Source organism: Bradyrhizobium sp., from assembly GCF_049512235.1.
GTDB lineage: Bacteria > Pseudomonadota > Alphaproteobacteria > Rhizobiales > Xanthobacteraceae > Bradyrhizobium.
Map to the genome: position 1 here is coordinate 1 of NZ_JBEKXH010000030.1, position 26,074 is coordinate 26,074.

A 26,074-nucleotide genomic window follows, 5' to 3' on the forward strand; every position below is an offset into this window, starting at 1 on the left:
TCGTGCTACTTTACTTTCCTTCCGCCATCGCCGTCGCTGGAGTCGCCATGCCCCGTCGTTCCCGGATCACCGTCGCCGAGGTGCCGGTCCACATCATTCAGCGCGGCAACAACCGCGGCGCCTGCTTCTTCGCCGATGCCGACTATGAACTCTATCTGGCACACTTGCAGGCCCTGGCTGCGAAGTTCGAGTGCGCGGTCCACGCCTACTGCCTCATGACCAATCACGTCCACCTGCTGCTGACACCGCGAAAGGCCGACGGCTGCGCGCTCTTGATGAAGCATCTGGGGCAGCGCTATGTCCAGCACGTGAACCGGACCTACCGGCGCAGCGGAACGCTATGGGAAGGGCGCTTCCGCTCCTGCCTCGCCCAGTCGGAACGCTACGTGCTCGCTTGCTATCGCTACATCGAGCTCAATCCCCACCGCGCCGGCATGGCGAGCCATCCCCGGCAATACCGGTGGTCGAGTTACCGGATCAACGCCGAAGGCATGGCGAGCCATCTGATCGAACCGCACGACCAATACGTGCGGCTCGGCCGTCGCCCGGAAGCGCGCCACGAAGCCTATCGGGCGCTGTTCCGCGAGGCGTTCGACGAGGCCGTTGTCAACGAGATCCGCGCGGCAACCAATGGCGGATTCGTTCTCGGCGCGGCGCGGTTTCAGGAGAAGATCGCCGCCATGCTCGGACGCCGCGTGACCCCGGGCCAGGCCGGACGTCCACCGCGCAAAGAAACCGAACGCGCCAGCGCTGGGCCGAACCGTTTGCAAGACCGGCCGATGCGCGACGGCAGCCGCCGACGCAAAGACCACTGACGCTGACGTCATCGAGGCATCGCTTCGTCCCCACCCGGCACCACACGGTGCAAAGTTGCTAAATAGTGGTCTGTCCCCTATTTCCTATGCGCTCGGGCTGGCATCGAATTTCTATTTCTTCGCGCTGTTGAATCTCGCCGGCGCGGTTCTGGTCTACTTTACGATCGAGCGTGTGCAGCCGATGGCCTCGATGCCGATGTCGCCATCGCCGCTCGCGGCAATGATCGCGCATTGGCGCAATCCGAAACTTCGCTCGGCCTTCGGCATCGGCTTCTGTATCCTGTTCGCCTTCATCGGGACCTTCACCTTCGTGAACTTCGTGCTGGTGCGTCCGCCGCTGTCGCTCGGACGAATGGATCTCGGCTTCGTCTATTTTGTCTTCTTGCCCTCCATCGCAACCACCTTGCTGGCGGGCAAGGCCGTCACACGCTTCGGAACCCGGCCGGCAATCTGGGGCGCGCTGGCGGTCGCGGCCATCGGCCTGCCGCTGATGCTGTCCGCGCATCTGGCGAACGTGGTCACCGGGATGGTGCTGGTCGGCGCTGGCACGTTCTTCGCCCAGGCCGCGGCGACCGGTTTCGTCGGACAGGCGGCAAGTGAAAATCGCGGCGTCGCGAGCGGTACCTATCTTGCCTGCTATTTCCTGGGCGGCCTCGTCGGCACCGCAGTGCTGGGCCAGTTGTTCGACCACTTCGGCTGGATCGCCTGCATCGCCGGCGTCGGCGCGTCGCTGGCGGTTGCCGCGCTGCTGACGACGCGGCTGACGTTGCCGCGCGGGAGCTAGCATAGCTAGCCCCTCAATCCGCCGGCGTCCGCGGTGCCGGCTCGTCATCGTCGGCGATGGCGCGCCACGCCGCGCCTTCGAGATCGTCATATTGGCCGCTCTTGAGTGACCAGAGAAAACCGAGCAGTCCGACCAGCCCGAGGCCCAGCGCCAGAGGCACCAGAATGACCATCACTTCCATGGCGATCTTCCGGGCCCGCCGCGGCGGGCACGCAGCGCGTTCAGCATCACCAGTACCGAGGAGCCCGACATCGCCACTGCTGCGATCAGCGGGGTCACGACGCCGGTGATGGCAATCGGGACCGCCAGCAGATTGTATCCGACCGCAAGCCAGAGGTTCTGCCGCATCAGATGCCCGGCCTGGCGCGACAGATCGATCGCCGCAACCACCGGCGCCAAGGGCTTGCCCAGGAAAACCAGGTCGGCGGTCGCCTGACTGAGATGGGCTGCGCTGATCGGCGACATCGACACATGCGCCGCGGCCAGCGATGGCGCGTCATTCAGGCCGTCACCGACCATCATGACTTTGAAGCCGCGGGCTTTCAGCTCTTCGATGCGGGCGATCTTGTCGGCCGGGGTGACGCCGGCCCGCCACTCGCTGACCCCAAGCGCCCGCGCGGCTGCCTGCACCGCCGGCTCGCGATCGCCAGAGAGAATTTCAACCATGATTTGCCGCTTCCGTAGCGCGGCAATCGTCGCCCGCGCGTCCGGGCGCAGCCCCTGCCGGACCGAAAACAGGTATTTTGCCTCGCCAAGGCTGAAGGCAACGATCGAGGCTTCCGGATCGAGCTTGGCGCTGCCATCGGCTAATGGCTCTGCCGCGCAGAACGACGGCCGGCCGAGCCTTACCTCCTCGCCGCGGAAAGTGCCGCGCACCCCCTGTCCGGGTTCTTCGACCGCCCCTGGCAGCGGCGATTTCGCGCCGGCCGCCTGCGCCACTGCCACCGCTATCGGATGATGGCTGGCCAGCGCCAGCTGCCCGGCAATACCCAACACATCGCGGGGGATCGCAGCGGCATTGGCGACTTCGAGGTCCGGCAGCGTCAGCGTTCCGGTCTTGTCGAAGATGATATGATCGACCTCGGCCAGCCGTTCGATGGCATCGCCGGAATTGAGCAGCACGCCCGCCCTGAACATCGCTCCGGAGGCGACGGTCTGCACGGTCGGTATCGCCAGCCCCAGCGCGCAGGGGCAGGTGATGATGAGGACGGCGATGCCGATGACGATGGCATCGTGCCAGCTTAAGCCCAACAGAACCCAGCCAAGCATGGTCAGCAACGCGGTCGCATGCACCACCGGCGCGTAGAGCCGGGATGCCCGGTCGGCGAGCCGCACATAGCGGGAGCGCGCCTGCAACGCATTGTCGAGCAGGCGGGTGATCTCGGCCAACAGCGTGCCTTCCGAGGCCGCGGAAACCCGGACCCGCAGTGTCCCCGAGATGTTGAGGGAGCCGGCATAGACCGCGGTGCCGCGACCCGCCGCGACGTGCAGGGTCTCGCCGGTGATCAGGCTTTGGTCGATCTCCGATCGCCCCTCGATCACGGTGCCATCCACCGCGCAGCGTTCGCCCGGCCGCAGCAGCACGATGTCGCCGGGATCAATCGCCGCCACCGGCACTTCCGAGATTTCGTCGGCCCCGACAAACTTGGTGGCGGTTTCGGCCTTGAGCGCGGCAAGGTTGGCCGCCACCGCCCGGGTCCGCCGCCGCATGCTCTGATCAAGATAGCGCCCGACCAGCAGAAATGTCAGCAGCATGATCGCCGCATCGAAATAGGTGTGCTCGGCGTGGTTGATGGTCTCGACGATCGACATCGCCAGCGCCAGAATGACGCCGATACTGATTGGAACATCCATATTGGCGTTGCGGGTGCGCAGCGCGCGAAATGCCGATTTGAAGAACGGCTGACCCGCATAGGCCGCGGCCGGCAGCGCGATCAGCGCCGACAGCCAGTGAAAGAAATCGCGCTGCTCGGACATCATGTCGCTGCCTGACCATACCGGAACCGACAGCATCATCACATTCATGGTTGCGAATGCCGCGACCCCGAGACAGCGCAGCAGGAAGCGCGACTGTGCGGCTTCGGCGGCCTCGGCGCTTTCGGTTGCGAACGGATAGGCCTTGTATCCGAGCTCGGCGAGCCGGTCGATGAAGCGCGCCGGATCGAGCGCGCCCTGCTTCCATTGCAGCGCCACGCGGCGGTCGGTGAGATTGACCCGCGCCAGCGTGACGTCCGGCAGCGCCTGGAGCCCGCGCTCGATCTTGGACATGCATCCGGCGCAACTGACGCCTTCAACGGCAAGGTCGATGCGGGAGAGGCCCGGGCCCGCCTCTCTGACGTAATGTGAAAAATCCCGCGTCGACTGCATCATGCGGCGTTCCTAGTTCAACATCACGCGATTCTTCGACAGGAACATCCGTTGCCCCGCCGCGTCGCCTTCGAGCACCAGATCCCATTGTCCGGGTCCGACCTGCGGCGCGCTGCCGCGATAGATGCCGCCGCCGATTTCTGCAAGCGTAACGGCCTGGTCGGCTCGCCGGTCGGTCGGCCGTTCGAGGCGGCCCTGAAACGTCAACCCGGACATCGGCTGCCCGCTGTTGTCGCGCGCCTCGACCCGCACGGTTGCGCTGCCATCCGGGCCACGCTCGATATGCGCGTCGACCTTCCAGTTTCGCGCGTCCTGGTCGTGGGCCGCGGCGATCTCCTTCTCGTAAGCCAGGCTGGCGCTATAGGCGCTGTCGACCTCGGTGCCGGGCAAGGTGTCGATGGCGAGCTTCGCCATCAGGAAGTTCACGGCGAATACCACGCCGAAAAACGCCACCAGCATGAAAAGCACCTTGCCCCCGGTCAACGGTTTCGGTGCAACCAGCGATCTACTCATGCCAAACTCCCGGGGAATCTCATGGAGAAACGAAATTGTCGGTCGCCGACGCAACCTCACCGAGCCCGATATCGGTAACATGGAACGTCACCGGGACCGATTTCTCAGGGTTGTTTTCCGATGGCGCCGTCACCAGAACTCTCAGTTCGGTGGTCTGATCCCGCCCGAGAACGATCATGGGCCGGTCCGGCGTAACGGAATCGGCGCCGACGACATGAACCGTCGCGTTGACCGGCCCATCGACGTCGATCGCGATCACCCGATCGAAGCCTCGCTTGTTCAAGAGCCGAACCGTATAGGCGTTGCGAATGGAGCCGTCGCTCAGCTTGACGGCAAGCGGATTGCGGTCATGCAGCACGTTGACATCGAGCAGCGTTCGCGTCAGCAGGGCATAGAGCATGATCGCGCCGACCGCCGCGATCATCGCGCAGTACGCGACGGTTCGCGGCCTGACGAAGCGATAGATTTGCGGCTTGCCGGCCTGACGCCGGTGGATATTGATGTCGTTGTCATATCCGATCAGGCGGGGTTCGCGGCCGACCTTGCGCATCACCGTGTCGCAGGCATCGATGCACAGGCCGCACTGGATGCAGCCGAGTTGCGCGCCATCGCGGATATCGATCCCGGTCGGACAGACCGCGACGCATTGATAGCAATCGATGCAGTCGCCGACGGTCTCGCCCTGCGCCCTTAATTCCCTGGCCTTCTTCAAGGAAGTACGCGGTTCCCCGCGGTCGTATTTATAGGTGACATTGAGCGCCCATTCGTCGGTGAGCGCAGCCTGAATACGCGGCCACGGGCACATGTAGACGCAGACCTGCTCCCGCATGAAACCCGCAAGCACGTAGGTCGTCGTGGTCAATATCCCGATCCAGATATAGGCCAGCATCGGCGCCTGAAACGTCAGAAGCTGTTGCACCAGCGTCGGCGCATCGTTGAAGTAAAGAACCCAGGCGCCACCCGTCCACCATGCGATCATCAGCCAGATGAAATGCTTGAGTGTGATCTCCGCCATGCGCCGCAGCCTCAGCGTGCCGCCTGCGGCATCCTTTCGCATGCGCTCGCGGCGGTCGCCCTCTACCCACCGTTCGACGGCGTAGAACAGGTCGGTCCATACGGTTTGCGGACAGAGATACCCGCACCAGATCCGTCCGCCCAACGCGTTCATCAGAAACAGCGCGATCGCGGCGACGATCAGCAGACCGGTAAAATAATAGACCTCTTGCGGCCACAGCTCGATGAAGAAGAAATAGAAGCGGCTGTTGGGGAGATCGACCAGCACCGCCTGACTGGGGGCACCGAGGCCCCGATTCCAGCGTACGAACGGCAGCAGGTAATAGACGCCGAGACAGAACGCCATCAGGCCCCATTTGATACGGCGGAAGTGGCCGGAAACGCTCTGCGGATAGACCTTCTTTTGGGCCGCATAGAGCGGGCCGTCATCGTCAGGTCCGACATCGGCGATCAGTACAGGTGCGGTCATGGGCGGCGCTCGTCTCGCATTTGCCCTTGAGCCTACGCTCAACTTCAGATGCGCAGTTGATCCACCTCAAGCAACCGCTGGGTATGCCGCGGTACCCGGCGGCTCCCGATCACTTCCCTCCGCCCAGCGAGTGGACATAAACCGCCATCGCCTTGATCGTGGACGGATCGAGGCGGCCCTCCCATGCCGGCATGACGCCGGCGCGGCCATTGGTAATAGTCTCGATGATGGTGGCCTCGTCGGAACCGTAAAGCCAGATCTTGTCAGTCAGGTCAGGCGCCCCAAGCTCCTGATTTCCCTTGCCGCCTTCGCCATGACACGCCACGCAATTATCGGCGAAAAGCTTGGCTCCCGCGGCCGCATCATAGCCCTGGCGCGTCGGCAGTCCCGACAGCGAACGGACATAATTGGCGACCGTGACGATTTCTTCCCGCTTCAGGACGCCTTGCTTGCCGAAGGCAAGCATTTGACCTTCGTGATCTTTGGCATTGCCCGAGCGCGCGCCGTAGCGGATCGTCTGCATGATCTGGTCGAGCGTGCCGCCCCACAGCCAATCGTCGTCGTTGAGGTTGGGATAGCCCTTCGCCCCGGCGGCGCCGGAGCCATGACAGGGCGCGCAATTATCGCCGAACACGGTCTTGCCGCGGGCCCGCGCCAGCGCGAGCAGCGCGGGGTCCTTCTCGATATCCGCCAGCGACGCCGCACCAAGCGTAACCATCTTGTCGCCGCGGATCTTTTCCAGATTGGCGAGCTCGACCGCGACGTCCGCACGCGAGGAATAGTGCAGGAGGCCGGGGGTATTGCCCGACAACAGCGGCCACGCCGGATACACGATCCAGTACCCGATCGCCCAGACGATGCATAAGTAGAAGGTCGTGATCCACCACCGCGGCAGCGGTGTGTTCAGTTCCTTGATGCCGTCCCACTCGTGGCCCGTCGTCGTGGTGCCGGAAACCCTGTCAAGTTCGCTATGATCGGTCATGATCTGTCATTCCTCCCGCAACGGCATCTTGGCGGCTTCGTCGAAAGCCGCCCGGTTGCGAGGCCAAAGGGCGTAAGTCACGATTGCGATGAAAATTGCAACGAAGATCGGCGTCCAGAAATGCGCGACGAAGTTCGATGTAAAATTCTCCAGCGTCAGGATTGCACTCATCGTTTGAGCCTTCTCAGCGAAGATTTGCTTTTTCGTTGTAGAGCTTGAAGTCGACCAGGGTGCCGAGCATCTGCAGATAGGCGATCAGCGCGTCCAGTTCGGTCGGCGCGCCCGCCTTGCCGTCAAAATTCCGTGCCACGGCCTTCGGATAGCGCTTGGCGAATGCATCGGCTCCCGGATTGTCCGGATCGGCCTGCGCCTTCAGGTCGGCGACGGCATTGGCAATCTGGTCATCCGTATACGGCACGCCTACCACCCGAAGGGTCCGCAGATGATCCGGGAGGGCCTCGGCGTCGACTTCGTTGGCGGCCAGGAACGGATATCCGGGCATCACCGATTGGGGGACGATGGCGCGCGGATTGGTCAGATGGGTCACGTGCCAATCGTCGGAATATTTGGCGCCGACCCGCGCCAGATCCGGTCCGGTTCGCTTCGATCCCCACTGGAACGGATGATCGTACATGCTCTCGGCTGCGAGCGAGAAATGACCGTAACGCTCGACCTCGTCGCGCAACGGCCGGATCATCTGGGAGTGGCAGAGATAGCACCCCTCGCGGAGGTAGATGTTGCGGCCGGCCAGCTCCAGCGGCGTGTAGGGCCTGACACCGTCGACCACCTCGATCGTGCTCTTCAGGTAAAACAGCGGGGTGATCTCGACCAGACCGCCGATCGCGATCACCGCGAGAATTCCGACGATCAGGATGATCGAGTTCTTTTCGAAGATTTGATGCCGTGTCCAGGCTGACATTTAACCGCTCCTCATTCCGCCGGCTGAAGAGCGACGGGCGACTGCACTTCCGCTTCACCCACGCGCACCGTCATCCAGAGATTGTACGCCATGATCATCGAGCCGATCAGGAACAGCCCTCCTCCGGCGGCGCGGATGATATAGAATGGGTGCATCGCTTCGACGCTCTCGATGAAGGAATATTCGAGGAAGCCGAGCGGCGTATAAGCGCGCCACATCAGGCCCTGCAAAATCCCCGATACCCACATCGCCGAGATGTAGAGCACGATGCCGATCGTTGCGATCCAGAAGTGCCAGTTGACGAGCTTGAGGCTGTAGAGGCCCTTGCGATCCCACAGCCAGGGGAACAGGCAATAGAGCGCGCCAAACGAGACAAAACCGACCCAGCCCAATGCACCCGAATGCACATGGCCGATGGTCCAGTCGGTATAGTGGCTGAGCGAATTGACGACCTTGATCGACATCATCGGGCCTTCGAAGGTCGACATGCCGTAGAACGCGACCGACACCACCAGCATGCGCAGCACGGGATCGGTGCGCAGCTTGTCCCAGGCGCCCGACAGCGTCATCAGGCCGTTGATCATGCCGCCCCATGACGGCATCCAGAGCATGATCGAGAAGGTCATGCCGAGGGTCTGGGCCCAATCCGGCAGCGCCGTGTAATGCAGGTGATGCGGGCCGGCCCAGATGTAGAGAAAGATCAGCGACCAGAAGTGGATGATCGACAGCCGGTACGAATAGATCGGCCGCTCGGCGCGCTTGGGAATGAAATAATACATGATGCCGAGGAAGCCGGCGGTCAGGAAAAATCCGACCGCGTTGTGGCCATACCACCACTGGAACATGGCATCCTGCACGCCGCCCCAGACGATGTAGGACTTGGAACCAAACACCGACACCGGCAACGCGGGGTTGTTGCCGAGATGAAGCACCGCGATGGTGACGATGAAGGCCAGATAAAACCAGTTCGCGACGAAGATATGCGGCTCCTTGCGCTTCACCAGCGTCATCAGGAACACCAGGAGATAGGTGACCCAGACGATGGTCAGCCAGAGGTCGGCATACCATTCGGGCTCGGCATATTCCTTCGACTGCGTCACCCCGAGCAGATAGCCGGTGCCGGCGATGAGAATGAAGAAATTGTAGCCGACGACGACGAACCATGGTGCCAGATCGCCGGCGAGCCGAACCCGGGACGTCTTTTGCACGACATAGAACGACGTCGCGATCAGCACATTGCCGCCGAACGCAAAGATCACGGCCGATGTGTGCAGCGGCCGCAGCCGGCCGAAACTGGTCCATGGCAGATCGAAATTGAGCGCCGGCCAAGCCAGCTGCGAAGCGATCAGGAGCCCGACCGTAAATCCGGCGATGCCCCAGAACATCGCCATGACAGCGGAAAACTTCACCGGGCCCATGTTGTAATTGGGCCTGCCGTTGAGCTCCTGCGGCTGCAGCGTGCCGCGGTTGAAATAGCGGTTGAGGATCACAAAGACCGATGCCAGGCTCGCGGCAGCGGCGAGCGAGGCATGGAATGCAAACGGGGCATCGACGGCTTTCGCCGCGGCGACCATGCAGAGAAAGGCGGTCGCCGCAAATATCAGCGTCAAGCCGCTTTCACCTATTGTCACGGATTTTGCGTTTGGGGCCTGGCTCATGCGAATTCTCTCTTGAGGATACAAATCTAAAAACCATAATCCCGGGAAATGCGATTTGATCGAGATCAAGCTCGTTCCATTTTGGCGCCGGACGGTCGCAACCGGGCCACCAGGAAGTCTTTTTGACTCGCGATATCAGTTGGTTGCGCAGAGCATCCATACTGCCAAGGCCCGGCCATGGCGGCAGCTTCGGGCGCGGCGCTTGCGATGCCTGACGCGGTCACGCGCCGGCCGCGGCACAGGACGCAAGTGCCCTGAGAACATCCCTGCGCGCGATGATCCCCGCCAACTGATGTTCGGTGTCGATGGCGGGAACGCTCCGGATCCGATGTTCAACCATGAGCTGGAGCACCCGCGTCAGTTTGGTGTCGGTGCGGACGTAGATATACTCCGAAATCATGACATCGCCGACAGCCCGGTTCATCAAATGCTCATACGGCGGAACCATCTGGCTCGGCGTGAAGACAAAACACTTCAGCAAATCGAACTTGGTCACAATGCCGACGACCTGGGCGTCCTCTTCGACCGGATAGGCGTTGAAATCGTCGCGCTCGAACATTTCGCTGAGTTCGCGCACGGTGAGGCCGCGCGTCACTGTCTTGACAGTGCGCGTCATGTAACCGGCAACGGTCGCTTCGAGGAATTTGTACAAGGCGTTGTCCAATCGATCCTGTTTCGGCGGTTAACCCTTAATGCGACAGCACCACGCAGCACGCGGATGGAGTGATCAGATGCTGCGTCATGCCGCCGAGAATCCATTCGCGGAACCGCGAATGGCCATAGGCGCCCGCGATAACGATGCCGGCGCCGGCGTCGGCGGCGATCCCGTCCAATTGAACCGTCGCGTCCCGGCCCTCCCTGGGGTCGGGCACCAGCGCGGAGGCGGCAACACCGTGACGCGACAGCCAGGCCGTAACATCCCGGAGCCGCGACAAGGCTGCGGACCGGCTGCCGCCTTGTTCCAGAATCTCTGCGACCGTGACGTCCTTGGCCCGCCGAAGCAAAGGCAGGGCATCGACGATCGCCCGCCTCGCCTCCGGCGTGTCCTTCCAAGCCACCAGAACGCTTCGCAAATCGAACCGGACGAGGCTGTCGGGCACGATGAGCAGCGGCCGGCCGGCCTGCATCACAAGATCCTTCGGGCTGACAAACGCGAGCGGGTCCGAAAACGCCCCCCTGTCCGCGCCGCTGACAATGATGTCGGCGCAACGTGCCTGCTGCAGAATATAACGCGCCGGGAAGTCGATGGCGGAGCGCCATTCCACATCGATGCCCCGACTCTTCGTCGCCGCGCGAAACTGCCCCTCCAGCTCGGAGAGACGCTTCTCGATTGAGGCCTGCCCCTGGTCAATCAGATGCTGGGCCTGCTCCCCGGACGTGAAATAAAGGGGTGGGCTAAACTGCGACGCCGCGATCCCGATAATGGCCGCCTCAAAGCGTTCGGCGACCTCGCCGGCCGCTTCGAGGCGCGCCTCGTTCGGCTGATCAAACGCCAGGCTGACCATCACGGTCGCGTACGTCATCCAAACCCTCCGCTGCCACCCACCATCAGGTCCTTCTAAAGGCTGAATTGGAAGGCGGGATGAGATAGATCAAAGTGCCTCGAACCGTGCTGACATCGGTGGGGCGTCGCCAAACACCCGACAGATAGCCGGCCAGGTGTCGCGACCGATGCGACGAATTTGCGCCGGGGTACTCGATTTGACGAAGTTATGAATATGGCATCATAGTTTGAGGCAACGTCACTCCTGGGTCGCTATCCATGTGTAGCATTGCCAAATCCGGCGCTGGCTGGTTGAGACGAGTGGGGGGACTGCACAAAATGAAGGCGAAAGCTCGAGCGTGACCGGCATAACTCGATCGTCCTCGGAACTGCATTTCGAGCTCCGAATGCAAGGATTCGGCGTCGGAACCTGGGACCTCAATCTTTCCACGCGCGAGCTGGCGTGGTCCGACTCCACCAGGGCTTTGTTTGGTATCGGCAACGTCGAGCCTGTTACCTACCAGCTGTTTCTTTCGCTGCTCGAACCGAGGGATCGCGAACGCACGGATCAGGCGATCAGGCGGGTCGCAGAAGGCGGCGGCAATCTGGACGTTTCCTTCAGGGTTGGCGGAAGTCCGGGATCGGGACAATGGATTCGCGCCCGTGGCATGCCGAGGGATGAGGCCGGCGTCCGCCATCTCGGCGGGATCGTTCTCGATATCAACGAAGAGAAACTGCTCGAAGCGGCGCTCCGAACCCGCGAAACCCATCTCCGCTCGATCCTCGACACGGTGCCGGACGCCATGATCGTGATCGACGGTCACGGCACCATGCAATTCTTCAGCGCCGCGGCCGAGCGGCTGTTTGGCTTCACCGAGCAGGAAGCCATCGGCAAAAACGTCAGCGAGTTGATGCCCAATCCGGATCGGGGCCGCCACGACAGCTATCTTGCGCGCTATCGAACCACGGGGGAGAGACACATCATCGGCATCGGCAGGATCGTGACCGGCAAACGCCGGGACGGAACCACCTTTCCGATGCATCTCACGATCGGTGAGATGCAATCGGGCGGGGCGCCATACTTCACTGGTTTCGTGCGCGACCTGACCGAGCACCAGCACACCCAGGCGCGGCTCCAGGAATTGCAATCCGAACTGGTCCACGTCTCGCGCTTGAGTGCCATGGGAGAGATGGCGTCCGCGCTCGCGCACGAACTGAATCAGCCGCTTGCCGCCATCAGCAACTACATGAAAGGCTCGCGCCGGCTGCTTTCGGGCAGCCAGGATCCCAATGCATCGAAGATCGAAAATGCCATGGACCGCGCCGCCGAGCAGGCGCTTCGGGCCGGCCAGATCATCCGGCGTCTGCGCGACTTCGTTTCCCGAGGCGAGTCGGAGAAGCGCGTCGAAAGTCTCGCCAAACTGATCGAAGAGGCCGGCGCGCTCGGTCTGGCGGGCGCGCGCGAGCAGAACATCAAGCTTCGTTTCAATCTGAACCCCGAATTCGACCGGGTTTTGGTCGATCGGGTGCAGGTTCAGCAGGTTCTGGTCAACCTGTTCCGAAATGCCCTGGAGGCGATGGCGCAATCGCCGCGGCGCGAACTTATCGTCGCCAACGCCGAGGTCGCCGATGACATGGTCGAAATCGCGGTTTCCGATACCGGTTCGGGATTGCACGATGACGTCAAACCCAATTTGTTTCAGACCTTCTTTACCACCAAGGAGACCGGCATGGGCGTCGGTCTCTCCATCAGCCGGTCGATCATCGAAGCCCATGGCGGCCGGATGTGGGCCGAAAGCAACCCCTCGGGCGGCGCGACTTTTCGCTTCACATTGCCCGCAGCTCCGATAGAGAGTTGACTGATGTCGAAGGCAAAGGTTTACGTCATTGACGACGACGAGGCGATGCGGGATTCGCTGAGTTTCCTGCTCGAGTCCGCCGGCTTTGACGTCAGGCTGTTCGAAACAGCCCAGAGTTTTCTCGATGTCCTCCCCGGCCTTGCGTTTGGTTGCGTGGTTTCCGACGTGCGCATGCCGGGCATCGACGGGATCGAGCTTCTGACACGCATGAAAGCGGGCCGCTTTCGGTTTCCGATCGTGATCATGACCGGGCACGGCGATGTCCCGCTGGCGGTCGAAGCGATGAAGCTCGGGGCGGTCGATTTTCTTGAAAAGCCGTTCGAGGACGACCGCCTGATCGGCATGATCGAAGCGGCGATACGGCAGGCGGAGCCAACCGCGAAGAGCGAGACGCTCGCGCTCGACATCGCCGCGCGAATAGCAACCCTCAGCCCGCGCGAACGTCAGGTCATGGATGGGCTGATCATGGGGCTTTCCAACAAACTCATCGCGCGCGATTACGACATCAGCCCCCGCACCATTGAAGTCTACCGGGCCAACGTCATGACCAAGATGCAGGCCAACAGCCTTTCGGAGCTGGTGCGCCTTGCGATGCGCGCCGGCCTGCTTAACGATTGAGCTAGATCAAGCCGCGATTGCCGCCAGCGCGTTATTCGATTGTGTCCAAGCCGCTGCGGGTTCGTCATGCCGTCATCCGTCAAACCTGTTGTCTACGTGGTCGACGATGATGCCGGCGTTCTCGGCTCGTTGCGGTTTCTCTTGGAAACGGACGGGTTCGACGTTCGGACATTCAGGAACGGCGCCGCACTGCTCAACGCTGCCCGCTCGACCGGCATCGACTGTTTTGTCATCGACTACAAGATGCCGGATATGAATGGGCTCGATCTGGCCGGCCAATTGCGGCACCTCGACATCGCCGCCCCCATCATTCTCATTACCGGCTACCCGGACGACAATATCTCGGCGAGGGCAGAAGCTGCCGGGGTCCACCATGTTCTGCTGAAGCCACTTCTGGAGGAGAGCCTGATCACGCGGATCCGAGGGGTCATTCAGGAAGCTCGCCCGGTCGGGAGCTGAGCAAGGGCGCCAACACCTCCGGTCATATACGTAGGTAGAAGCCCTTAAGATATCACGCGAAATTTCCAGGCTTGGTTCCCCGCGTTAGTCATTGGCCATCCGCTGCAACAGGAGATGGTCATGCTCAACGCCTCGCTCAGCCCTTCCGCCGGTGGTAATCCGATCAACCCGATCGTCCACCCCGTTGCCGACCCCTTCGCGGCAGTGACCGGGCATGCCGGCCTCATCGCCTCGGAATTCTGCTACAAGAAGGAGGAGGAAATCTACGGCGAGGACGAGCCCGCGGAATACGTATACCAGGTGATTTCCGGCGCGGTTCGCAGCTACAAGCTGCTTTCCGACGGACGGCGTCAAATCGGCGCATTCCATCTCCCGGGCGATGTGTTCGGACTTGAATCGGGAACGGCGCACCGGCTGGCGGCTGAAGCCATCATCGACACGACGGTGCGTCTGGTGAAGCGGCGCAGCCTGGAGCACGCGGCGGGGGTAGACGTTCAGGTGGCACGCAAACTGTGGGCCATGACCACCGCCGAGCTCCGGCATGCCGAAGATCACATGCTGCTGCTCGGGCGCAAGACGGCGATGGAGCGCGTCGCCACCTTCCTTCTGGAAATGGATCGCCGCCTTGCGGTTGCGGGAATGATGGCGCTCCCGATGTGCCGCAGGGATATCGGCGACTATCTCGGCCTGACGCTGGAAACCGTCTCCAGAGCGCTTTCGCAGCTTCATGCGCAGGGTGTGCTGGGGTTTTCAGGAGCGCGCCAGATCGTGCTTCGCAACCGCCAGAGCCTGCGCAAGATGGACGCGTGAGAAGCGTCAAGGATTGATCCTATCCGCACGAAATCTTCTCTGGGGAGGCCGGGGCGGCTCGCGGGTGTTCCCGGTCCGATCGGAGCAGCTTCCGGGACCGGCCTATCTATGGCGCGCTCCGCCGGGTCTCCGGCATCACAAACCAGATGATAGCGAGTCCCGCGCCGGCAACGCCGGCAAGCCCGAGGAACGCGATACTGCTGCCAAACCTGTCGCTGACGTAGCCGGCGAGCACGTTGCTGCAGGATGCACCGATGCCGGTCGCCGTGCCGACAATGCCCTGCGCCAGATTGAAGTGGCCGCTGCCAAAGGCGACGTCGGCGACGATCAGCGGCACCATGACGCTGAAGACGGCCGCCGTGATGCCATCGCACACCTGCACCGCGACCAACAGATAGGGGTCCTGCACGGTTGCGAACAGCACGCCGCGAACCGCCAGCGCGGCGAAGCCAGCCAGCAGCAACGGCCTTCGTCCCCACTGCTGCGCCATGCGTCCGACCGATGGGGACATCAGCGCGACAATGGCCTGGGGAACGATGATGCAGGCGGCGATCAGCACCGGCGCCCAGCGGCTTGACCGGGTGGTCACGATCCCGGCCATCAGCGGAAGCATCGCGGCGTTGGCGAGCTGCAGCAGCAGCACGCTGGAGGCAAAGATCAGCAATGGGCGCTGGCGCACCAGACGGAGAACGCTGGTAGCCTTGGCGTCGGGCACTTCGCGCGGCACCGCACCGTGTGCCCGGGCCACGTCAATGTCGCGCTCGCGGATGCGCGCGAGCGCGAGCAAGGTCGGTATCGCCAGGATGAAGGTGACGAGAAACACCGAACGGCTCGATATCAGATAGCCGCACGTCCCCATCACGGCCGCGGCGACGCCGTTGCCAAGCGAGGCATAGCGGGCGTTGCGCCCGAGCCGTTCGCCGATCGCCAGCGGCCCGACCAGACCGAGGCTGATCGCGGCGATTGCCGGACCGAGCACGCAGCTCGCAGCCGCGTGCAGCGTCGCGGCGGTCAGCACGACCGCAAAGATCGGCCATGTCGCATAGGCAAGCGCGCTGATGCCGATTGCCGCGATGGCAAAGCCGGCGACCAGCCGCTCGGAGCGGGCCGCATCGACGATGGCTCCGCCGGGCATCTGTCCGACCAGCCCGACCACGCCGCCGATCGACAGCACCAGACCGATCTCGGCCTGGGTCCATTTCTCCGTCGTCAGATATACCGCAATGAATGGACCGAACCCGGTCTGCACATCGGCGAGAAAGAAAATGAACCAGTCGAGGCCGCGCAAACTCTGGCGCGACGGCGTCGACGCGTTGCGCGCTTCCGGCCGCGGCAGGGGCAGCGGATCATCATCGCCGCCGGTCGACTGTCTGGACAAGCGCGCCAACAGCTTTGCCTTTAAGGTTTCTAGGGACTGGTTTGCAGTGGCGGCTTGCCAGAGGCGCCGAGCACCACCGTCGGCTTGTCCTCCCGGTATTCTGGTGCCGCCTTCACCTGATCCTTTGTCCATTCGAGCGTGATGGCGTCACTTTTGTTGGCGACCTGTCCGAAACGCAGCGCGTCCCAGTCGACCGCGATTTTTCGGCTGCCGACGCCAAGGAAACCGCCGAAATCGATCACGGCGGCGCGTACCGCACCGGCGCGATCGACGACCACGTCGACGATATGTCCCATATCCTCGTCGGCCGGGCTGCGAACGTCGCGCCCGAGCACGCCATGGGCGTCCTTCGCCCCGATGATTGTAACCGAGGGCGGCGGCGCCGGCTCTGCGGCAGGCTCTTTCGGTGTCGCCGGCGCAGGCGTCCCTTGTTGCGACGGCGCCGGTGCCTGCGGCGGGCTCACTTCGCTTTGCGCCCATGCGGCGGCAGCCACAAAGGCCGCAACAGCAACTGCAATGACCATTATCGGACGTCCTGCACGCATACGGCCTCCAGAAGGGCTCGATTCAAGGACAAGTTGGCGCGCGGATGAAGGACATCAGACCTGCCGGGCTTCCGCAAACTCCAGCCGCCCCGCCAGACCAACGGGGATATCCGCACAAGGTTCGATATCAGCTCTGGCTCGGCGGCAATTCAGTGCGTCAGCACGATCGAAACCTGGATCTTGCCGCGGGTGCGCAAAACCTCGAGCGACACCTCCTCGCCGTGGCGGCTTAGCCTGAGATCGACGGTCGATGGCCCTAACCGCAGTTGGTGCAGCACCACCTCGTCGAGGAACTCCGGCAAGCGCGGGTTGCGCAGCCGGATTTCGCCGCGCTCGGCATCAAACTCGAGCCCCAGCGCCGCTTCCAGCAGCGTGAACGGCGTCGCGCTGGCCCAGGCCTGCGGCGCGCAGGCAACGGGATAAAGCGTCGGGCCACGTCCCTTTTCCCGGCGAAAGCCGCAGAACAGTTCGGGAAGCCGCCGCAAATCCATGTAGGAGGCGGCGTCGAACAGGCCCTTGAACAGATGCGCGACCGAACGCTTGAGGCCATAACGTGCAAGCCCGAGCGCGATCAGCGCGTTGTCGTGCGGCCAGATCGAACCATCATGATAGGACATGGGGTTGTAGCGCGCCTCGCCCCGGGCCACCGTGCGGATCCCCCAGCCGGTAAAAAAATGCGGCCGCATCAGATCGGCGGCGACTTTGCGGGCGCGTTCGTCACCGACGATCCCGGTGAACAGCAGCTGTCCGGCATTCGATGTGCGCACCCGGCAGGCTTGCTTGGCGCCGTCGAGCGCGAGCGCATAGGTGCCGAGTTCGTCGCACCAGAAGGCTTCTTCAAAACGCTCGGCGAGCAGGCTGGCTTCGGCCTTGAGCCTTTGCGCGGTGTCGCTTTCCCCGAGGCGCGCGGCGCAACGTGCCGCCAGCTGCTTGGCGGCGAACACGTAGCCCTGCACCTCGGCGAGCGCGATGTAACCCTCGGCCAGCCGGCCGTCGGCATGAAAGATCGCGTCGTAGGAATCCTTCCAGCCTTGATTGGCCAGGCCCATTTCCGACGCCCGCCGATATTCGACAAAGCCGTCCCGGTCGGGATCCCCTGCGCCGTCGATCCAGCGCAGCGCCGCCTCGATCGCAGGCCACAACTCACGCAGCGTCTCGTCGTCATCGGTGCGTTCGACATAGAGACCGGCGAGCAGCACGAACAATGGCGTTGCATCGACGCTGCCGTAATATTGCGCAAACGGCACCTCGCGCAGATCAGCCATCTCGCCGCCGCGCATTTCATGCAGGATTTTTCCGGGTTCGGCGTCGGCGAGCGGATCGACCGCCTTGGCCTGATAGAATGCGAGCCGCTTCAGCACGCCCCGCGCAATCCGTGGGTCGATCCACAAAAGCTGCAGCGCCGTGATGATCCCGTCGCGGCCAAATGTCGTCGAATACCAGGGAATGCCCGCATAGGGATATCGACCCTGCGGCGTCTCCGTCATCAGCATGTTGAGGTCGGCCATCGACTGGCACAGCACCTCGTTGAAGATATGGTTCGAGGTTTCGATGCTGGTGGCGCCGGCGGTCGAGCGGCGCATTTCGCGGCGATGCGCCAGCAGGCCGCGAAAGAACGGCGTCGCCCTGGACGCGGCAGGCTTGTTGCAGGAGACGGCGACAAACAGCGAACTCATCCGTTGCGGCGCCAGGTCGATATGATAGGTCGCGGCATTTACGGCAAGCTGCGTCGGCCGCGGCTCAAATTGCAGTGCCGTGCTGCGCGACTTGCCATCGAGGCCATTATATTCGAGCACAACCTCAGCCGGACCAAGCAGCTTGCTGGTGCCGATGCCCCGCCTTGTGCGTGTTTCGCCGCGCACTTCAAACATGTCGGCGAAGTCATTGTCGAACAACAGCGTCAGGTCGAAACTCGCGGGGCTCTCGCCGTGATTCTGAATACCGACGCGCTGGTACGCCGTTCCGCGCCACAGGAAGATGGTGCGCACGATGTGCAGGATGTCCTTTTGCAGGACGATGCGGCCGTTGCGGTAGACATCGGGATTGGTGAGATCAACCGTCAATGCGGAATTGTCGTCGCGCAGATTGGAGCCGAGCAGCAGCGGCTGCACCTCGTCCAGAACAAGTTCCAACCGGGCCAGATAGCGGGTGTCGGTGTTGAACAGTCCGTCGGGGCCGCCGGCGGAAGCGCCGATGTCGCCATGGCTGTCGAGCACGATGAAGGTATCGTCATGCTTGAGCGAGCGCCGCGGCCTTGCCGCGGGGCCTGTCATCGGGATGTAGAACGGCGATTCCGAGACCATCTCGACGGTCCGGGCCGTCTTGATTTGGGCGACGACTTCGGCTGACATTTAACCTCGAGCGGTTTTCATGGCTTCGCGACAGAAGCACTCGGACTCAAACGGTACCGTTTGATCAGGCCGCGTGTGCCGCGAGGCGGCCCATTTCACGCGCCACCAGTTCCCGATACGGCCCACCGCCCTGCATCAGGAGAGCCGGCGGCCCGTCTTCGACGATGCGTCCAGACTGCAGCATGACCACGCGGTCGAAATTACGCAGCGTCGCAAGCCGGTGGGCGATCGCGATGACCGTGCGTCCGCGCATCAGGCGACCGAGCGCCTCGCGTATAGCCTCCTCGGATTCGCTGTCAAGTGCGGCGGTCGCTTCGTCGAGCAGCAGGATCGGCGAATCCTTGAGGAAAGCGCGCGCGATGGCAATACGCTGGCGCTGGCCGCCCGAGAACTTGACGCCGCGGTCGCCCACCATTGTCGCAAGGCCCTCGGGGAGCGTTTCGACAAAGTCGCAGCGCGCCGCGATGGCTGCCCGAAGTACCTCATCGTCGGTCGCGTTAGGCCGTCCGTACCGGATATTCTCCATGATCGATCGATGGAACAGCGAGATGTCCTGGGGAACAACCGAGATGGCCTCGCGCAGGCTTTGCTGCGTGACCCTTGCGATCTCCTGGCCATCGATGGAGATATTGCCGTGCTGGACGTCGTAAAAACGCTGCAGCAGCACGAACAGGCTGGATTTTCCACCGCCGGATTGTCCGACCAGGCCGACCCGCTGCCCCGGCTGAATACGAAGGCTGAATTTGTCGAATACCTTGAGCCCGCCGGGATAGCGAAACGAGATGTTGTGAAAGGCGATCGCCGCGCCCGCCTTCACCAGCGGCTCGGCGTCCGGATGGTCGCGCAACTCGTGCGGCAGCAACAACGTGGCGATCGCTTCCGTCAGCCGGGCGACATGCTGGGTCACGTCGACCAGCGCCACCGCGAGATCGCGGGTCGCGCTCAAGATCGAAAGCCCCAAGGTGCAGACCAGCACCACGTCGCCGGTGGTGGCGCCGCCGCTCTGCCAAAGCGTGATCGCCCAGGCCAGCAGGCAGATCGTCAACACCACCGTGATCGCCGCATGCGTGATCCGCAGCTTTTCAAGATAGCGCAGGCTGCGGCCGCGCGCCGTCAGTTCGCGGTTGACGGTGGCGTCGAACCGGTCGTGCTCGAAGCTGAGACCGCAAAACGCGCGTACCAGCGGCATGTTGTTGATGACATCGACCATTTCGCCATCGACGGCAGCGGCCTTGTTGGCAAAGTCGTCATGCAGCGGCTTGCCCGCGGCCGCCAGATGAAACATCCCGACCACCATGGCACCGGCGACCACGATCAGACCGGCCGACATCGGCAGGCTTACGGTTCCGATCAGCACGATCGCCGAGATGGTCGCGATGCACGGTGGCAGCACGTTCCAGATAAACATGTTTTCGACGGTGAAGACGGCATTCGACGTCGCGGTAATACGGCTGGTCAGCATTCCCGGCAGCCGATCGGAGAAATAACTTGGCGCGTGACCGGTCAGATGGCGGAAAATGTCGCGGCGCAAATCGCCCGTCACCCCCACGAAAGTGAAGCTCGCGGTCCAACTGGCGATCCGCCACAGAAAGTTGTCCGCCGTGATGAGTGACATGAGCAGGACGAAGGCCAGCCATACACCGCCGGCGTGGGCCGGACCTGCCGACAAGCCGTCGACCAGATATTTCACGCCGTATTGCGTCCCCACCGAACAGGCAACCGCGGCAACAACGGCGGTGAGGATGACCACATGCGCCGCCAGACGCTGGCGGAGATAGCGCAGCACGAAGGAAAGCGGACGATTGGCATACCCTGAAAGACTGTCCATATGGCAGCTGACCCGTGAAAGAAGAAGGATTGTTAAGCGGCTACTTCCGGAAGATTGAACGAACACGGCTTCGCCGCGGTTCCCGCCGCGCGGCCGTCGTTTATCGACAATCGTGCCGCTTTGACGACGGCAAAAGCCTGAGCAGGGGTCGAGATGGGCATCAGCAGGACCATGGTGTGGAAGAAGTGCGCACCCTTAGGGAACTTCGCACATGCGGAAACGTTCCCTCTTTGCCATGCCGGTGCCTACCGCTGAACGGGGCTTTTTATTCATCCATGACGACAAAAAGGAGACGGTGAGATGCGCATCGCGCAGGTTGCTCCGCTAACGGAGGCTGTTCCGCCCAAGCTTTACGGTGGAACCGAGCGGGTGGTACACTGGCTGACGGAGGAACTCGTAGCACTTGGAAACGACGTCACCCTGTTCGCAAGTGGCGATTCCCAGACCTCCGCGAAACTTGACGCGACCTGGCCAAAGGCGTTGCGCCTCGACGGTTCGATCCGAGATCCCAACGCCCTGCATGTGGTAATGTTGGAGCAAGTACGACAGAAATGCGACGATGAAGAGTTCGACCTCCTTCACTTTCACCTCGACTATCATCCCTTTTCGCTGTTCTCCCGGCAGCCGACCCCTTTTCTGACCACATTGCACGGCAGGCTCGATTTGCCGGAACTGCAGCCGGTGTTCTCCACCTTCTCTTCCGTTCCGGTGATTTCGATCTCGAATTCCCAGCGTCGCCCGCTGCCGCAGGCCAACTGGGTCCGGACCATCTATCACGGTCTGCCGGAAAAACTGCTGATCCCGCAACTGGCCAGACCCGAATATCTTGCCGTACTGGGCCGGATCGCGCCGGAGAAGGGAGTGGACCGGGCGATCAAGATCGCGATCCGCTGCGGCATACCGCTCAAGATCGCCGCCAAGGTCGATCGAGCCGACCAGGATTACTACGACGCCGTCGTCCGTCCCTTGATCGATCACCATCCACTCATCGAATATATCGGCGAGATCGGAGACTCCGAGAAGTCGAAATTCCTCAGCGGCGCAATCGGGCTGCTGCTTCCGATCGACTGGCCGGAGCCGTTCGGGCTTGTCATGATCGAAGCCATGGCTTGTGGCACCCCGGTCGTTGCCTACAACCGCGGGTCGGTCCCCGAGATCATCGACGACGGGCTGACCGGCTTCGTGGTCGAGGATGAAACCAGCGCCGTGGCGGCCGTCGGTCGCCTCTCCCGCCTCAGCCGACACGCGATCCGGAAGCAGTTCGAGGCCCGCTTCACCGCAAGGCGCATGGCGCTCGACTATCTCGCCGCCTATCGCAGCCTGATGGAGGCGGCAGAACCGCGAATCAAACTGGTGAGCAGCGCCGAATAGGACCGACGGATCGCGGCGCCATCGCCAAACGGCCGATGCTGATCCGCGCCCAGATGCAGGCGGGCGCGGACCAGATTGCCAATAATGACGTGCCCGGGGCCCGACAGCCGCTTTTCGGTGTGAACTACATCGATTGCAGCCCAAGATAGAAACGGCTCGCGCTGCGGCGTCCCCAGGGGACAGAGCCACGGCGGTCTGGAGCGGATCGACGCTTTAAACTCTGCGAATAACATGTTCTTATGATTTCAAGCTTCGGCCGTTGGCAAGCGACCGGATAGAAGTCTGGGCTGTGATCGCGCGGGGGAAACGACATGAAAGAAGATCGCAAGGGCCAGGTCGTTAATAATGCCGACCCGGGCCCAACCCCTGCAAAGCAGCAAAGCCGCCGCAAATTTCTCCTGAAGACCGGCGGAATACTCGCCGCGACTGGGTTCGGCGCGGTGCCGCTGCGTGGCTGGGCGGCTGATCCCGTCAATATCGGCGCACTCTACCCGACTACCGGAAGCATGGCGCAGATCGGCGTCGGTTGCGTCGCCGCCGCCAGGCTTGCGGTCGAGATGGTCAACGAGGCCGGCGGCATCAAGTCGCTCGGCGGCGCCAAACTCAATCTGATCCTTTCCGATGTGCAGAGCGACACCACGGTAACGCGCACCGAAACCGACCGGTTGATCAGCGGCAACAAGCTATCGGCCATCCACGGCTGTTTCGCCAGCGCGTTGACCCTGATCGCAAGCGAAGTCGCGGAACGCGCGCATGTGCCGCTGATATCAGGCTCGAGTTCGGACCAGCTCAACAAGGGACGAACCTACACGTTCACGCCGTTTGCGCGCGCCTCGCAGTTCGCGCGGGCGCAGTTGCAAATGGCCAAGCTCGTCAGCGAACATCCGAAAGTGGCGGTGATCTTTGAAAACACCGCATTCGGAACCTCGACGTCGAACGGGCTGAAGGAACTGGCCCCCGGCGAGGGCGTCGAGATCGTGATGTTCGAGCCCTATTCGGCGGGATTTACCGACGCCAGCCCGCTGATCAACAAGGTCAAATCGTCAGGCGCCAACGCGCTGTTCTCGGTCTCCTACCTCAATGACCTCATTCTGATCGTCCGTTCGGTCAAGCAGGTCGGCCTCAATATCGCGATCAATGGCGGTTCCGGCGGTTTTGTCATTCCCGATTTCTACAAGAATGTCGGAAAACTCGCCGAAGGCTTGCAGGGCGTGGCGCACTGGAACCACGACATGGACGCCAATGCCGAGCAGGTGAATGCCGAATACAAGAAGCGCACCGGCGAATTCCTGTTCGAATATGCCGGCGGCCTCGTGGCGCAGACCTTCATGATATCAGACGCGCTCGAGCGGGCGGCGTCCACCGATCCGCAGAAGGTTCGTGACGCGCTCTCGACGCTCGACGTCTCCTCGGGCTATGCCGCGATGGCGCCGGGCGGGAAAGTAAAATTCGGCCCCGACGGCAAGAACGTCTATGGCCGCCCGGTCGGCGTGCAGTGGCAGAACGGCGACCTCGCCAGCGTCTTTCCGAAGGAAGACGCCCGCGCTCCGCTATTGAGACTCTGAAAGCCGGTCATTGCAGATGTTCGAGACAGTGGCCCAGGCCGTCATCAACGGCCTGCTCATCGGCGGCATCTACGCCCTGGTCAGCATCGGCGTCACGCTGATCTTCGGCGTGGTCAAGATCGTGAATTTCGCCCAGGGCGAATTCGTGATGTTGGGGATGTATATCAGCTTTTTTCTCTTCAGCCAGTTCGGCATCGATCCCTTGCTGTCGCTGTTCGTCTCGATGCCGGTGCTGTTCGTGGCAGGCGTGCTGATCCAGCATTTCCTGATCCGCCGGGTGCTCGGGCCCAACGACATGCCCCAGATCTTCCTGACATTCGCGCTCTCGCTTTTGTTGCTGAACCTGGCGCTGATGCTGTTTTCGGCGAATTACCGCACCGTCCATACCTCCTATTCCGATGAGGCGCTGCATCTCGGCGGGCTCTATATTCCCGTTGCGAAACTCATCGCCTTCGCGGTCGCGATGCTGCTGAGCGGCGCGCTGTGGGTGTTCCTGCATACCACCGATCTCGGCAAGGCCATGCGCGCGGCGGCGCAGAACCGTGACGTGGCGATGCTGATGGGCATCAACCCCGACCGGGTATTTTGCGTGGCGCTCGGCATCGCGCTGGCGCTCGCGGGCGCCGCCGGTTCGCTGCTGATGCCGTTCTATTCGGCCTACCCGTTTGTCGGACAGGTGTTTGTGCTGATGGCCTTTGTCGCCGTGGTCATGGGCACGCTCGGCAACGTGATCGGCGCGCTGATCGCCAGCCTGTTGATGGGCGTTGCCGAGTCCTTGGGCATTCAATATGTCGGCGCCGACTCCGGATTGATCGTGGTGTTCGCTTTGCTGCTCTTGACGCTCGCCTTCAAACCGACCGGCCTTGGAGGCAAGGCGCGATGATCAGGCAGGGTTTTCGCACGCGCAACCTGATCCTGCTGGCGATCGGGATCTCGGTCCTGATCGCGTTGCCGCTGGTGGTCAAGAGCTCGTTTGCGATCGACATCTTCATCCGCATCCTGCTGTTTTCCTTCATCGGCACCGCCTGGAACCTGATGGGCGGATATGCAAGACAGCTGTCGCTGGGTCATGCCGCCTATTTCGGACTTGGCGCCTACACCTCGACCATCCTGCAGATCGATTTCGGCATCTCGCCGTGGATCGGGATGATCGCCGGCGGCGGCGTGGCCATGCTGGCGAGCCTGCCGATCGGCTGGCTGTGTTTCCGTTTGCGCGGGCCGTATTTTACGATTGCCACCATCGCCACAGCCCAGGCTCTCATGTTGATTTTTCTGAAATTTCGCGATCTGGCCTGGGGCGCCGAAGGCACCACCATCCCCAACCTCGGCAGCGCGCCGCTGATGATGCAGTTCGAGACCAAGGCAGCCTACTACTACGTCGTGCTCGGTCTGCTCGCGATCGGGCTTGTGATCACCTCAGTGATCGAACGATCCTGGATGGGATACTATCTGGTCGCGATCGGCGAGGACGAGGACGCCGCCGAAGCGATCGGCGTCAACGCACCCAGGATCAAGCGCGACATCTATCTGATCAGTTCGTTTCTCACCGCGCTCGCCGGCACGTTCTACACACAATACATCTACTTCATCGATCCGGCGACCGCGTTTTCCTTCAACATCTCGATCGAGGCGGCGCTGGTATCGATCGTCGGCGGCATCGGGACGCTGTGGGGCCCGGTGGTCGGGACCATCTTGCTGGAAACGACCTCGACGCTGCTGCAAAGCTGGCTCGGCAGTTCGATCGGCGGCGTGCAGCTGACCGTCTACAGCCTGATCCTGATCGCGGTGATCCTGTGGCGGCCGACCGGGCTGATGGGGATGATCGGCGAGGTCTGGCAGCGCATCCGCACCAGCAAACCGGCACGGGCGTAAGGGCGTCGCGATGGCAGAAGCGCTGGTGATCCGGGGTCTGAGCAAGCGATTCGGCGGCCTGCGCGCCGTCCAGGATTTAAGCTTCAGCGTGCAGGAAAACGAGACCGTCGCCCTGATCGGGCCCAACGGCGCCGGCAAGACCACGAGCTTCAACCTCATTACCGGATTTTACCGGCCCGACCAGGGTTCGGTCCTGGCCTATGGCCGCGAGATCACCGGCCTTCGGCCCCATGATATCTGCGCGCACGGCCTGGCGCGCACCTTCCAGGTGGCAAAACCGTTCGGCGCGATGACGGTGCTCGCCAACGTCATGACCGGGGCCTTCCTGCGCGACAAGAATGCGGCCGCGGCGCGCGACAAGGCCCGCGAGGCGATCGCCTTCGTCGGGCTTTCGGCCCGGGAGCACACGGCTGC

24 protein-coding genes and 1 pseudogene are annotated in these 26,074 nt (G+C 62.6%); 11 read left to right on the forward strand and 14 right to left on the reverse strand.

The features are described 5' to 3' along the window. Both ABSG20_RS04700 and ABSG20_RS04705 read left to right on the forward strand, forming a co-directional pair. A partial coding sequence (locus tag ABSG20_RS04700; RefSeq protein ID WP_423863327.1) for a transposase occupies positions 1 to 815 on the forward strand: 815 nt, incomplete at its 5' end. 79 nt (positions 816 to 894) lie between these two features. Further along, positions 895 to 1,599, forward strand: a pseudogene (locus ABSG20_RS04705) (MFS transporter); the annotation flags it as partial. Positions 1,600 to 1,612: 13 nt separating this feature from the next. Here the strand turns inward: ABSG20_RS04705 and ccoS are convergent. The 10 genes from ccoS to ABSG20_RS04755 form a co-directional block, all read right to left on the reverse strand. After that, on the reverse strand, positions 1,613 to 1,780 hold the full coding sequence (gene ccoS, locus ABSG20_RS04710) for a cbb3-type cytochrome oxidase assembly protein CcoS (protein ID WP_423863328.1): 168 nt from the start codon (positions 1,778 to 1,780) through the stop codon (positions 1,613 to 1,615). Further along, positions 1,771 to 3,966, reverse strand: coding sequence for a cation-translocating P-type ATPase (locus tag ABSG20_RS04715; protein ID WP_423863349.1), 2,196 nt, complete (start codon positions 3,964 to 3,966; stop codon positions 1,771 to 1,773). Before ABSG20_RS04715 ends, ccoS begins: the two co-directional genes overlap by 10 nt. A 12-nt stretch (positions 3,967 to 3,978) precedes the next feature. Next, positions 3,979 to 4,479, reverse strand: a complete 501-nt coding sequence (locus tag ABSG20_RS04720) for a FixH family protein (protein WP_423863329.1) — start codon at positions 4,477 to 4,479, stop codon at positions 3,979 to 3,981. Positions 4,480 to 4,498: 19 nt separating this feature from the next. Next, positions 4,499 to 5,962: a cytochrome c oxidase accessory protein CcoG gene (ccoG, locus tag ABSG20_RS04725; protein ID WP_423863330.1), complete on the reverse strand. Its 1,464-nt coding sequence runs from the start codon at positions 5,960 to 5,962 to the stop codon at positions 4,499 to 4,501. A gap of 109 nt (positions 5,963 to 6,071) precedes the next feature. Further along, positions 6,072 to 6,944: a cytochrome-c oxidase, cbb3-type subunit III gene (gene ccoP / locus ABSG20_RS04730; protein WP_423863331.1), complete on the reverse strand. Its 873-nt coding sequence runs from the start codon at positions 6,942 to 6,944 to the stop codon at positions 6,072 to 6,074. A gap of 6 nt (positions 6,945 to 6,950) precedes the next feature. Then, positions 6,951 to 7,115: a cbb3-type cytochrome oxidase subunit 3 gene (locus ABSG20_RS04735; protein WP_423863332.1), complete on the reverse strand. Its 165-nt coding sequence runs from the start codon at positions 7,113 to 7,115 to the stop codon at positions 6,951 to 6,953. A gap of 13 nt (positions 7,116 to 7,128) precedes the next feature. Further along, positions 7,129 to 7,863 (reverse strand): cytochrome-c oxidase, cbb3-type subunit II, encoded by a 735-nt coding sequence (gene ccoO / locus ABSG20_RS04740; protein WP_423863333.1) that lies wholly within the window; start codon positions 7,861 to 7,863, stop codon positions 7,129 to 7,131. Positions 7,864 to 7,874: 11 nt separating this feature from the next. Next, positions 7,875 to 9,521 carry a cytochrome-c oxidase, cbb3-type subunit I gene (gene ccoN / locus ABSG20_RS04745; RefSeq protein WP_423863334.1) on the reverse strand — a complete coding sequence of 549 codons (1,647 nt, stop codon included), beginning with the start codon at positions 9,519 to 9,521 and terminating at the stop codon, positions 7,875 to 7,877. 220 nt (positions 9,522 to 9,741) lie between these two features. Beyond that, positions 9,742 to 10,173, reverse strand: a complete 432-nt coding sequence (locus tag ABSG20_RS04750) for a CBS domain-containing protein (RefSeq protein WP_423863335.1) — start codon at positions 10,171 to 10,173, stop codon at positions 9,742 to 9,744. 37 nt (positions 10,174 to 10,210) lie between these two features. Beyond that, on the reverse strand, positions 10,211 to 11,044 hold the full coding sequence (locus ABSG20_RS04755) for a universal stress protein (protein WP_423863336.1): 834 nt from the start codon (positions 11,042 to 11,044) through the stop codon (positions 10,211 to 10,213). Positions 11,045 to 11,363: 319 nt separating this feature from the next. On the opposite strand from ABSG20_RS04755, the gene fixL reads away from it, so the two are divergent. The 4 genes from fixL (at position 11,364) to ABSG20_RS04775 (ending at position 14,750) form a co-directional block, all read left to right on the forward strand. Next, positions 11,364 to 12,863 carry a sensor protein FixL gene (gene fixL, locus ABSG20_RS04760; protein WP_423863337.1) on the forward strand — a complete coding sequence of 500 codons (1,500 nt, stop codon included), beginning with the start codon at positions 11,364 to 11,366 and terminating at the stop codon, positions 12,861 to 12,863. 3 nt (positions 12,864 to 12,866) lie between these two features. Then, the gene (gene fixJ, locus ABSG20_RS04765) at positions 12,867 to 13,481 is read left to right on the forward strand and encodes a response regulator FixJ (protein ID WP_423863338.1); all 615 of its coding nucleotides are present in this window, start codon (positions 12,867 to 12,869) and stop codon (positions 13,479 to 13,481) included. Positions 13,482 to 13,547: 66 nt separating this feature from the next. Next, a complete protein-coding gene (locus ABSG20_RS04770; protein WP_423863339.1) occupies positions 13,548 to 13,940 on the forward strand; it encodes a response regulator transcription factor in 393 nt (130 codons plus the stop codon). Positions 13,941 to 14,060: 120 nt separating this feature from the next. Continuing rightward, the gene (locus ABSG20_RS04775; RefSeq protein ID WP_423863340.1) at positions 14,061 to 14,750 is read left to right on the forward strand and encodes a helix-turn-helix domain-containing protein; all 690 of its coding nucleotides are present in this window, start codon (positions 14,061 to 14,063) and stop codon (positions 14,748 to 14,750) included. A gap of 106 nt (positions 14,751 to 14,856) precedes the next feature. Here the strand turns inward: ABSG20_RS04775 and ABSG20_RS04780 are convergent, their stop codons facing one another. The 4 genes from ABSG20_RS04780 to ABSG20_RS04795 form a co-directional block, all read right to left on the reverse strand. Then, positions 14,857 to 16,092: an MFS transporter gene (locus tag ABSG20_RS04780; RefSeq protein ID WP_423863350.1), complete on the reverse strand. Its 1,236-nt coding sequence runs from the start codon at positions 16,090 to 16,092 to the stop codon at positions 14,857 to 14,859. A 65-nt stretch (positions 16,093 to 16,157) separates the two neighbouring features. Next, positions 16,158 to 16,652, reverse strand: a complete 495-nt coding sequence (locus tag ABSG20_RS04785) for a PRC-barrel domain-containing protein (protein ID WP_423863341.1) — start codon at positions 16,650 to 16,652, stop codon at positions 16,158 to 16,160. Positions 16,653 to 16,822: 170 nt separating this feature from the next. Continuing rightward, complete coding sequence (locus ABSG20_RS04790) at positions 16,823 to 19,024, reverse strand: amylo-alpha-1,6-glucosidase (RefSeq protein WP_423863342.1); 2,202 nt, start codon at positions 19,022 to 19,024, stop codon at positions 16,823 to 16,825. 64 nt (positions 19,025 to 19,088) lie between these two features. Then, positions 19,089 to 20,852: an ABC transporter ATP-binding protein gene (locus tag ABSG20_RS04795; protein WP_423863343.1), complete on the reverse strand. Its 1,764-nt coding sequence runs from the start codon at positions 20,850 to 20,852 to the stop codon at positions 19,089 to 19,091. A gap of 300 nt (positions 20,853 to 21,152) precedes the next feature. Here ABSG20_RS04795 and ABSG20_RS04800 point away from each other — a divergent pair, with 300 nt between their 5' ends. From ABSG20_RS04800 to ABSG20_RS04820, 5 genes are all read left to right on the forward strand, one after another. Continuing rightward, the gene (locus ABSG20_RS04800) at positions 21,153 to 22,223 is read left to right on the forward strand and encodes a glycosyltransferase family 4 protein (RefSeq protein WP_423863344.1); all 1,071 of its coding nucleotides are present in this window, start codon (positions 21,153 to 21,155) and stop codon (positions 22,221 to 22,223) included. A gap of 311 nt (positions 22,224 to 22,534) precedes the next feature. Continuing rightward, the gene (locus ABSG20_RS04805) at positions 22,535 to 23,788 is read left to right on the forward strand and encodes an ABC transporter substrate-binding protein (RefSeq protein ID WP_423863345.1); all 1,254 of its coding nucleotides are present in this window, start codon (positions 22,535 to 22,537) and stop codon (positions 23,786 to 23,788) included. A gap of 16 nt (positions 23,789 to 23,804) precedes the next feature. Then, positions 23,805 to 24,671, forward strand: coding sequence for a branched-chain amino acid ABC transporter permease (locus ABSG20_RS04810; protein WP_423863346.1), 867 nt, complete (start codon positions 23,805 to 23,807; stop codon positions 24,669 to 24,671). Beyond that, a complete protein-coding gene (locus ABSG20_RS04815) occupies positions 24,668 to 25,660 on the forward strand; it encodes a branched-chain amino acid ABC transporter permease (protein ID WP_423863347.1) in 993 nt (330 codons plus the stop codon). Before ABSG20_RS04810 ends, ABSG20_RS04815 begins: the two co-directional genes overlap by 4 nt. A 10-nt stretch (positions 25,661 to 25,670) precedes the next feature. After that, positions 25,671 to 26,074: ATP-binding cassette domain-containing protein (locus tag ABSG20_RS04820; protein ID WP_423863348.1), on the forward strand; the 404-nt coding region annotated here is incomplete at its 3' end.

Excerpts from the sequence above, each read along its gene's own strand:
- ccoS (WP_423863328.1), bottom strand. The coding sequence starts at position 1,780 with ATGGAAGTGATGGTCATTCTGGTGCCTCTGGCGCTGGGCCTCGGGCTG.
- ABSG20_RS04715 (WP_423863349.1), bottom strand. The coding sequence starts at position 3,966 with ATGCAGTCGACGCGGGATTTTTCACATTACGTCAGAGAGGCGGGCCCG.
- ABSG20_RS04720 (WP_423863329.1), bottom strand. The coding sequence starts at position 4,479 with ATGAGTAGATCGCTGGTTGCACCGAAACCGTTGACCGGGGGCAAGGTG.
- ccoG (WP_423863330.1), bottom strand. The coding sequence starts at position 5,962 with ATGACCGCACCTGTACTGATCGCCGATGTCGGACCTGACGATGACGGC.
- ccoP (WP_423863331.1), bottom strand. The coding sequence starts at position 6,944 with ATGACCGATCATAGCGAACTTGACAGGGTTTCCGGCACCACGACGACG.
- ABSG20_RS04735 (WP_423863332.1), bottom strand. The coding sequence starts at position 7,115 with ATGAGTGCAATCCTGACGCTGGAGAATTTTACATCGAACTTCGTCGCG.
- ccoO (WP_423863333.1), bottom strand. The coding sequence starts at position 7,863 with ATGTCAGCCTGGACACGGCATCAAATCTTCGAAAAGAACTCGATCATC.
- ccoN (WP_423863334.1), bottom strand. The coding sequence starts at position 9,521 with ATGAGCCAGGCCCCAAACGCAAAATCCGTGACAATAGGTGAAAGCGGC.
- ABSG20_RS04755 (WP_423863336.1), bottom strand. The coding sequence starts at position 11,044 with ATGACGTACGCGACCGTGATGGTCAGCCTGGCGTTTGATCAGCCGAAC.
- fixJ (WP_423863338.1), top strand. The coding sequence starts at position 12,867 with ATGTCGAAGGCAAAGGTTTACGTCATTGACGACGACGAGGCGATGCGG.
- ABSG20_RS04770 (WP_423863339.1), top strand. The coding sequence starts at position 13,548 with ATGCCGTCATCCGTCAAACCTGTTGTCTACGTGGTCGACGATGATGCC.
- ABSG20_RS04775 (WP_423863340.1), top strand. The coding sequence starts at position 14,061 with ATGCTCAACGCCTCGCTCAGCCCTTCCGCCGGTGGTAATCCGATCAAC.
- ABSG20_RS04785 (WP_423863341.1), bottom strand. The coding sequence starts at position 16,652 with ATGGTCATTGCAGTTGCTGTTGCGGCCTTTGTGGCTGCCGCCGCATGG.
- ABSG20_RS04790 (WP_423863342.1), bottom strand. The coding sequence starts at position 19,024 with ATGTCAGCCGAAGTCGTCGCCCAAATCAAGACGGCCCGGACCGTCGAG.
- ABSG20_RS04795 (WP_423863343.1), bottom strand. The coding sequence starts at position 20,852 with ATGGACAGTCTTTCAGGGTATGCCAATCGTCCGCTTTCCTTCGTGCTG.
- ABSG20_RS04800 (WP_423863344.1), top strand. The coding sequence starts at position 21,153 with ATGCGCATCGCGCAGGTTGCTCCGCTAACGGAGGCTGTTCCGCCCAAG.
- ABSG20_RS04805 (WP_423863345.1), top strand. The coding sequence starts at position 22,535 with ATGAAAGAAGATCGCAAGGGCCAGGTCGTTAATAATGCCGACCCGGGC.
- ABSG20_RS04810 (WP_423863346.1), top strand. The coding sequence starts at position 23,805 with ATGTTCGAGACAGTGGCCCAGGCCGTCATCAACGGCCTGCTCATCGGC.
- ABSG20_RS04815 (WP_423863347.1), top strand. The coding sequence starts at position 24,668 with ATGATCAGGCAGGGTTTTCGCACGCGCAACCTGATCCTGCTGGCGATC.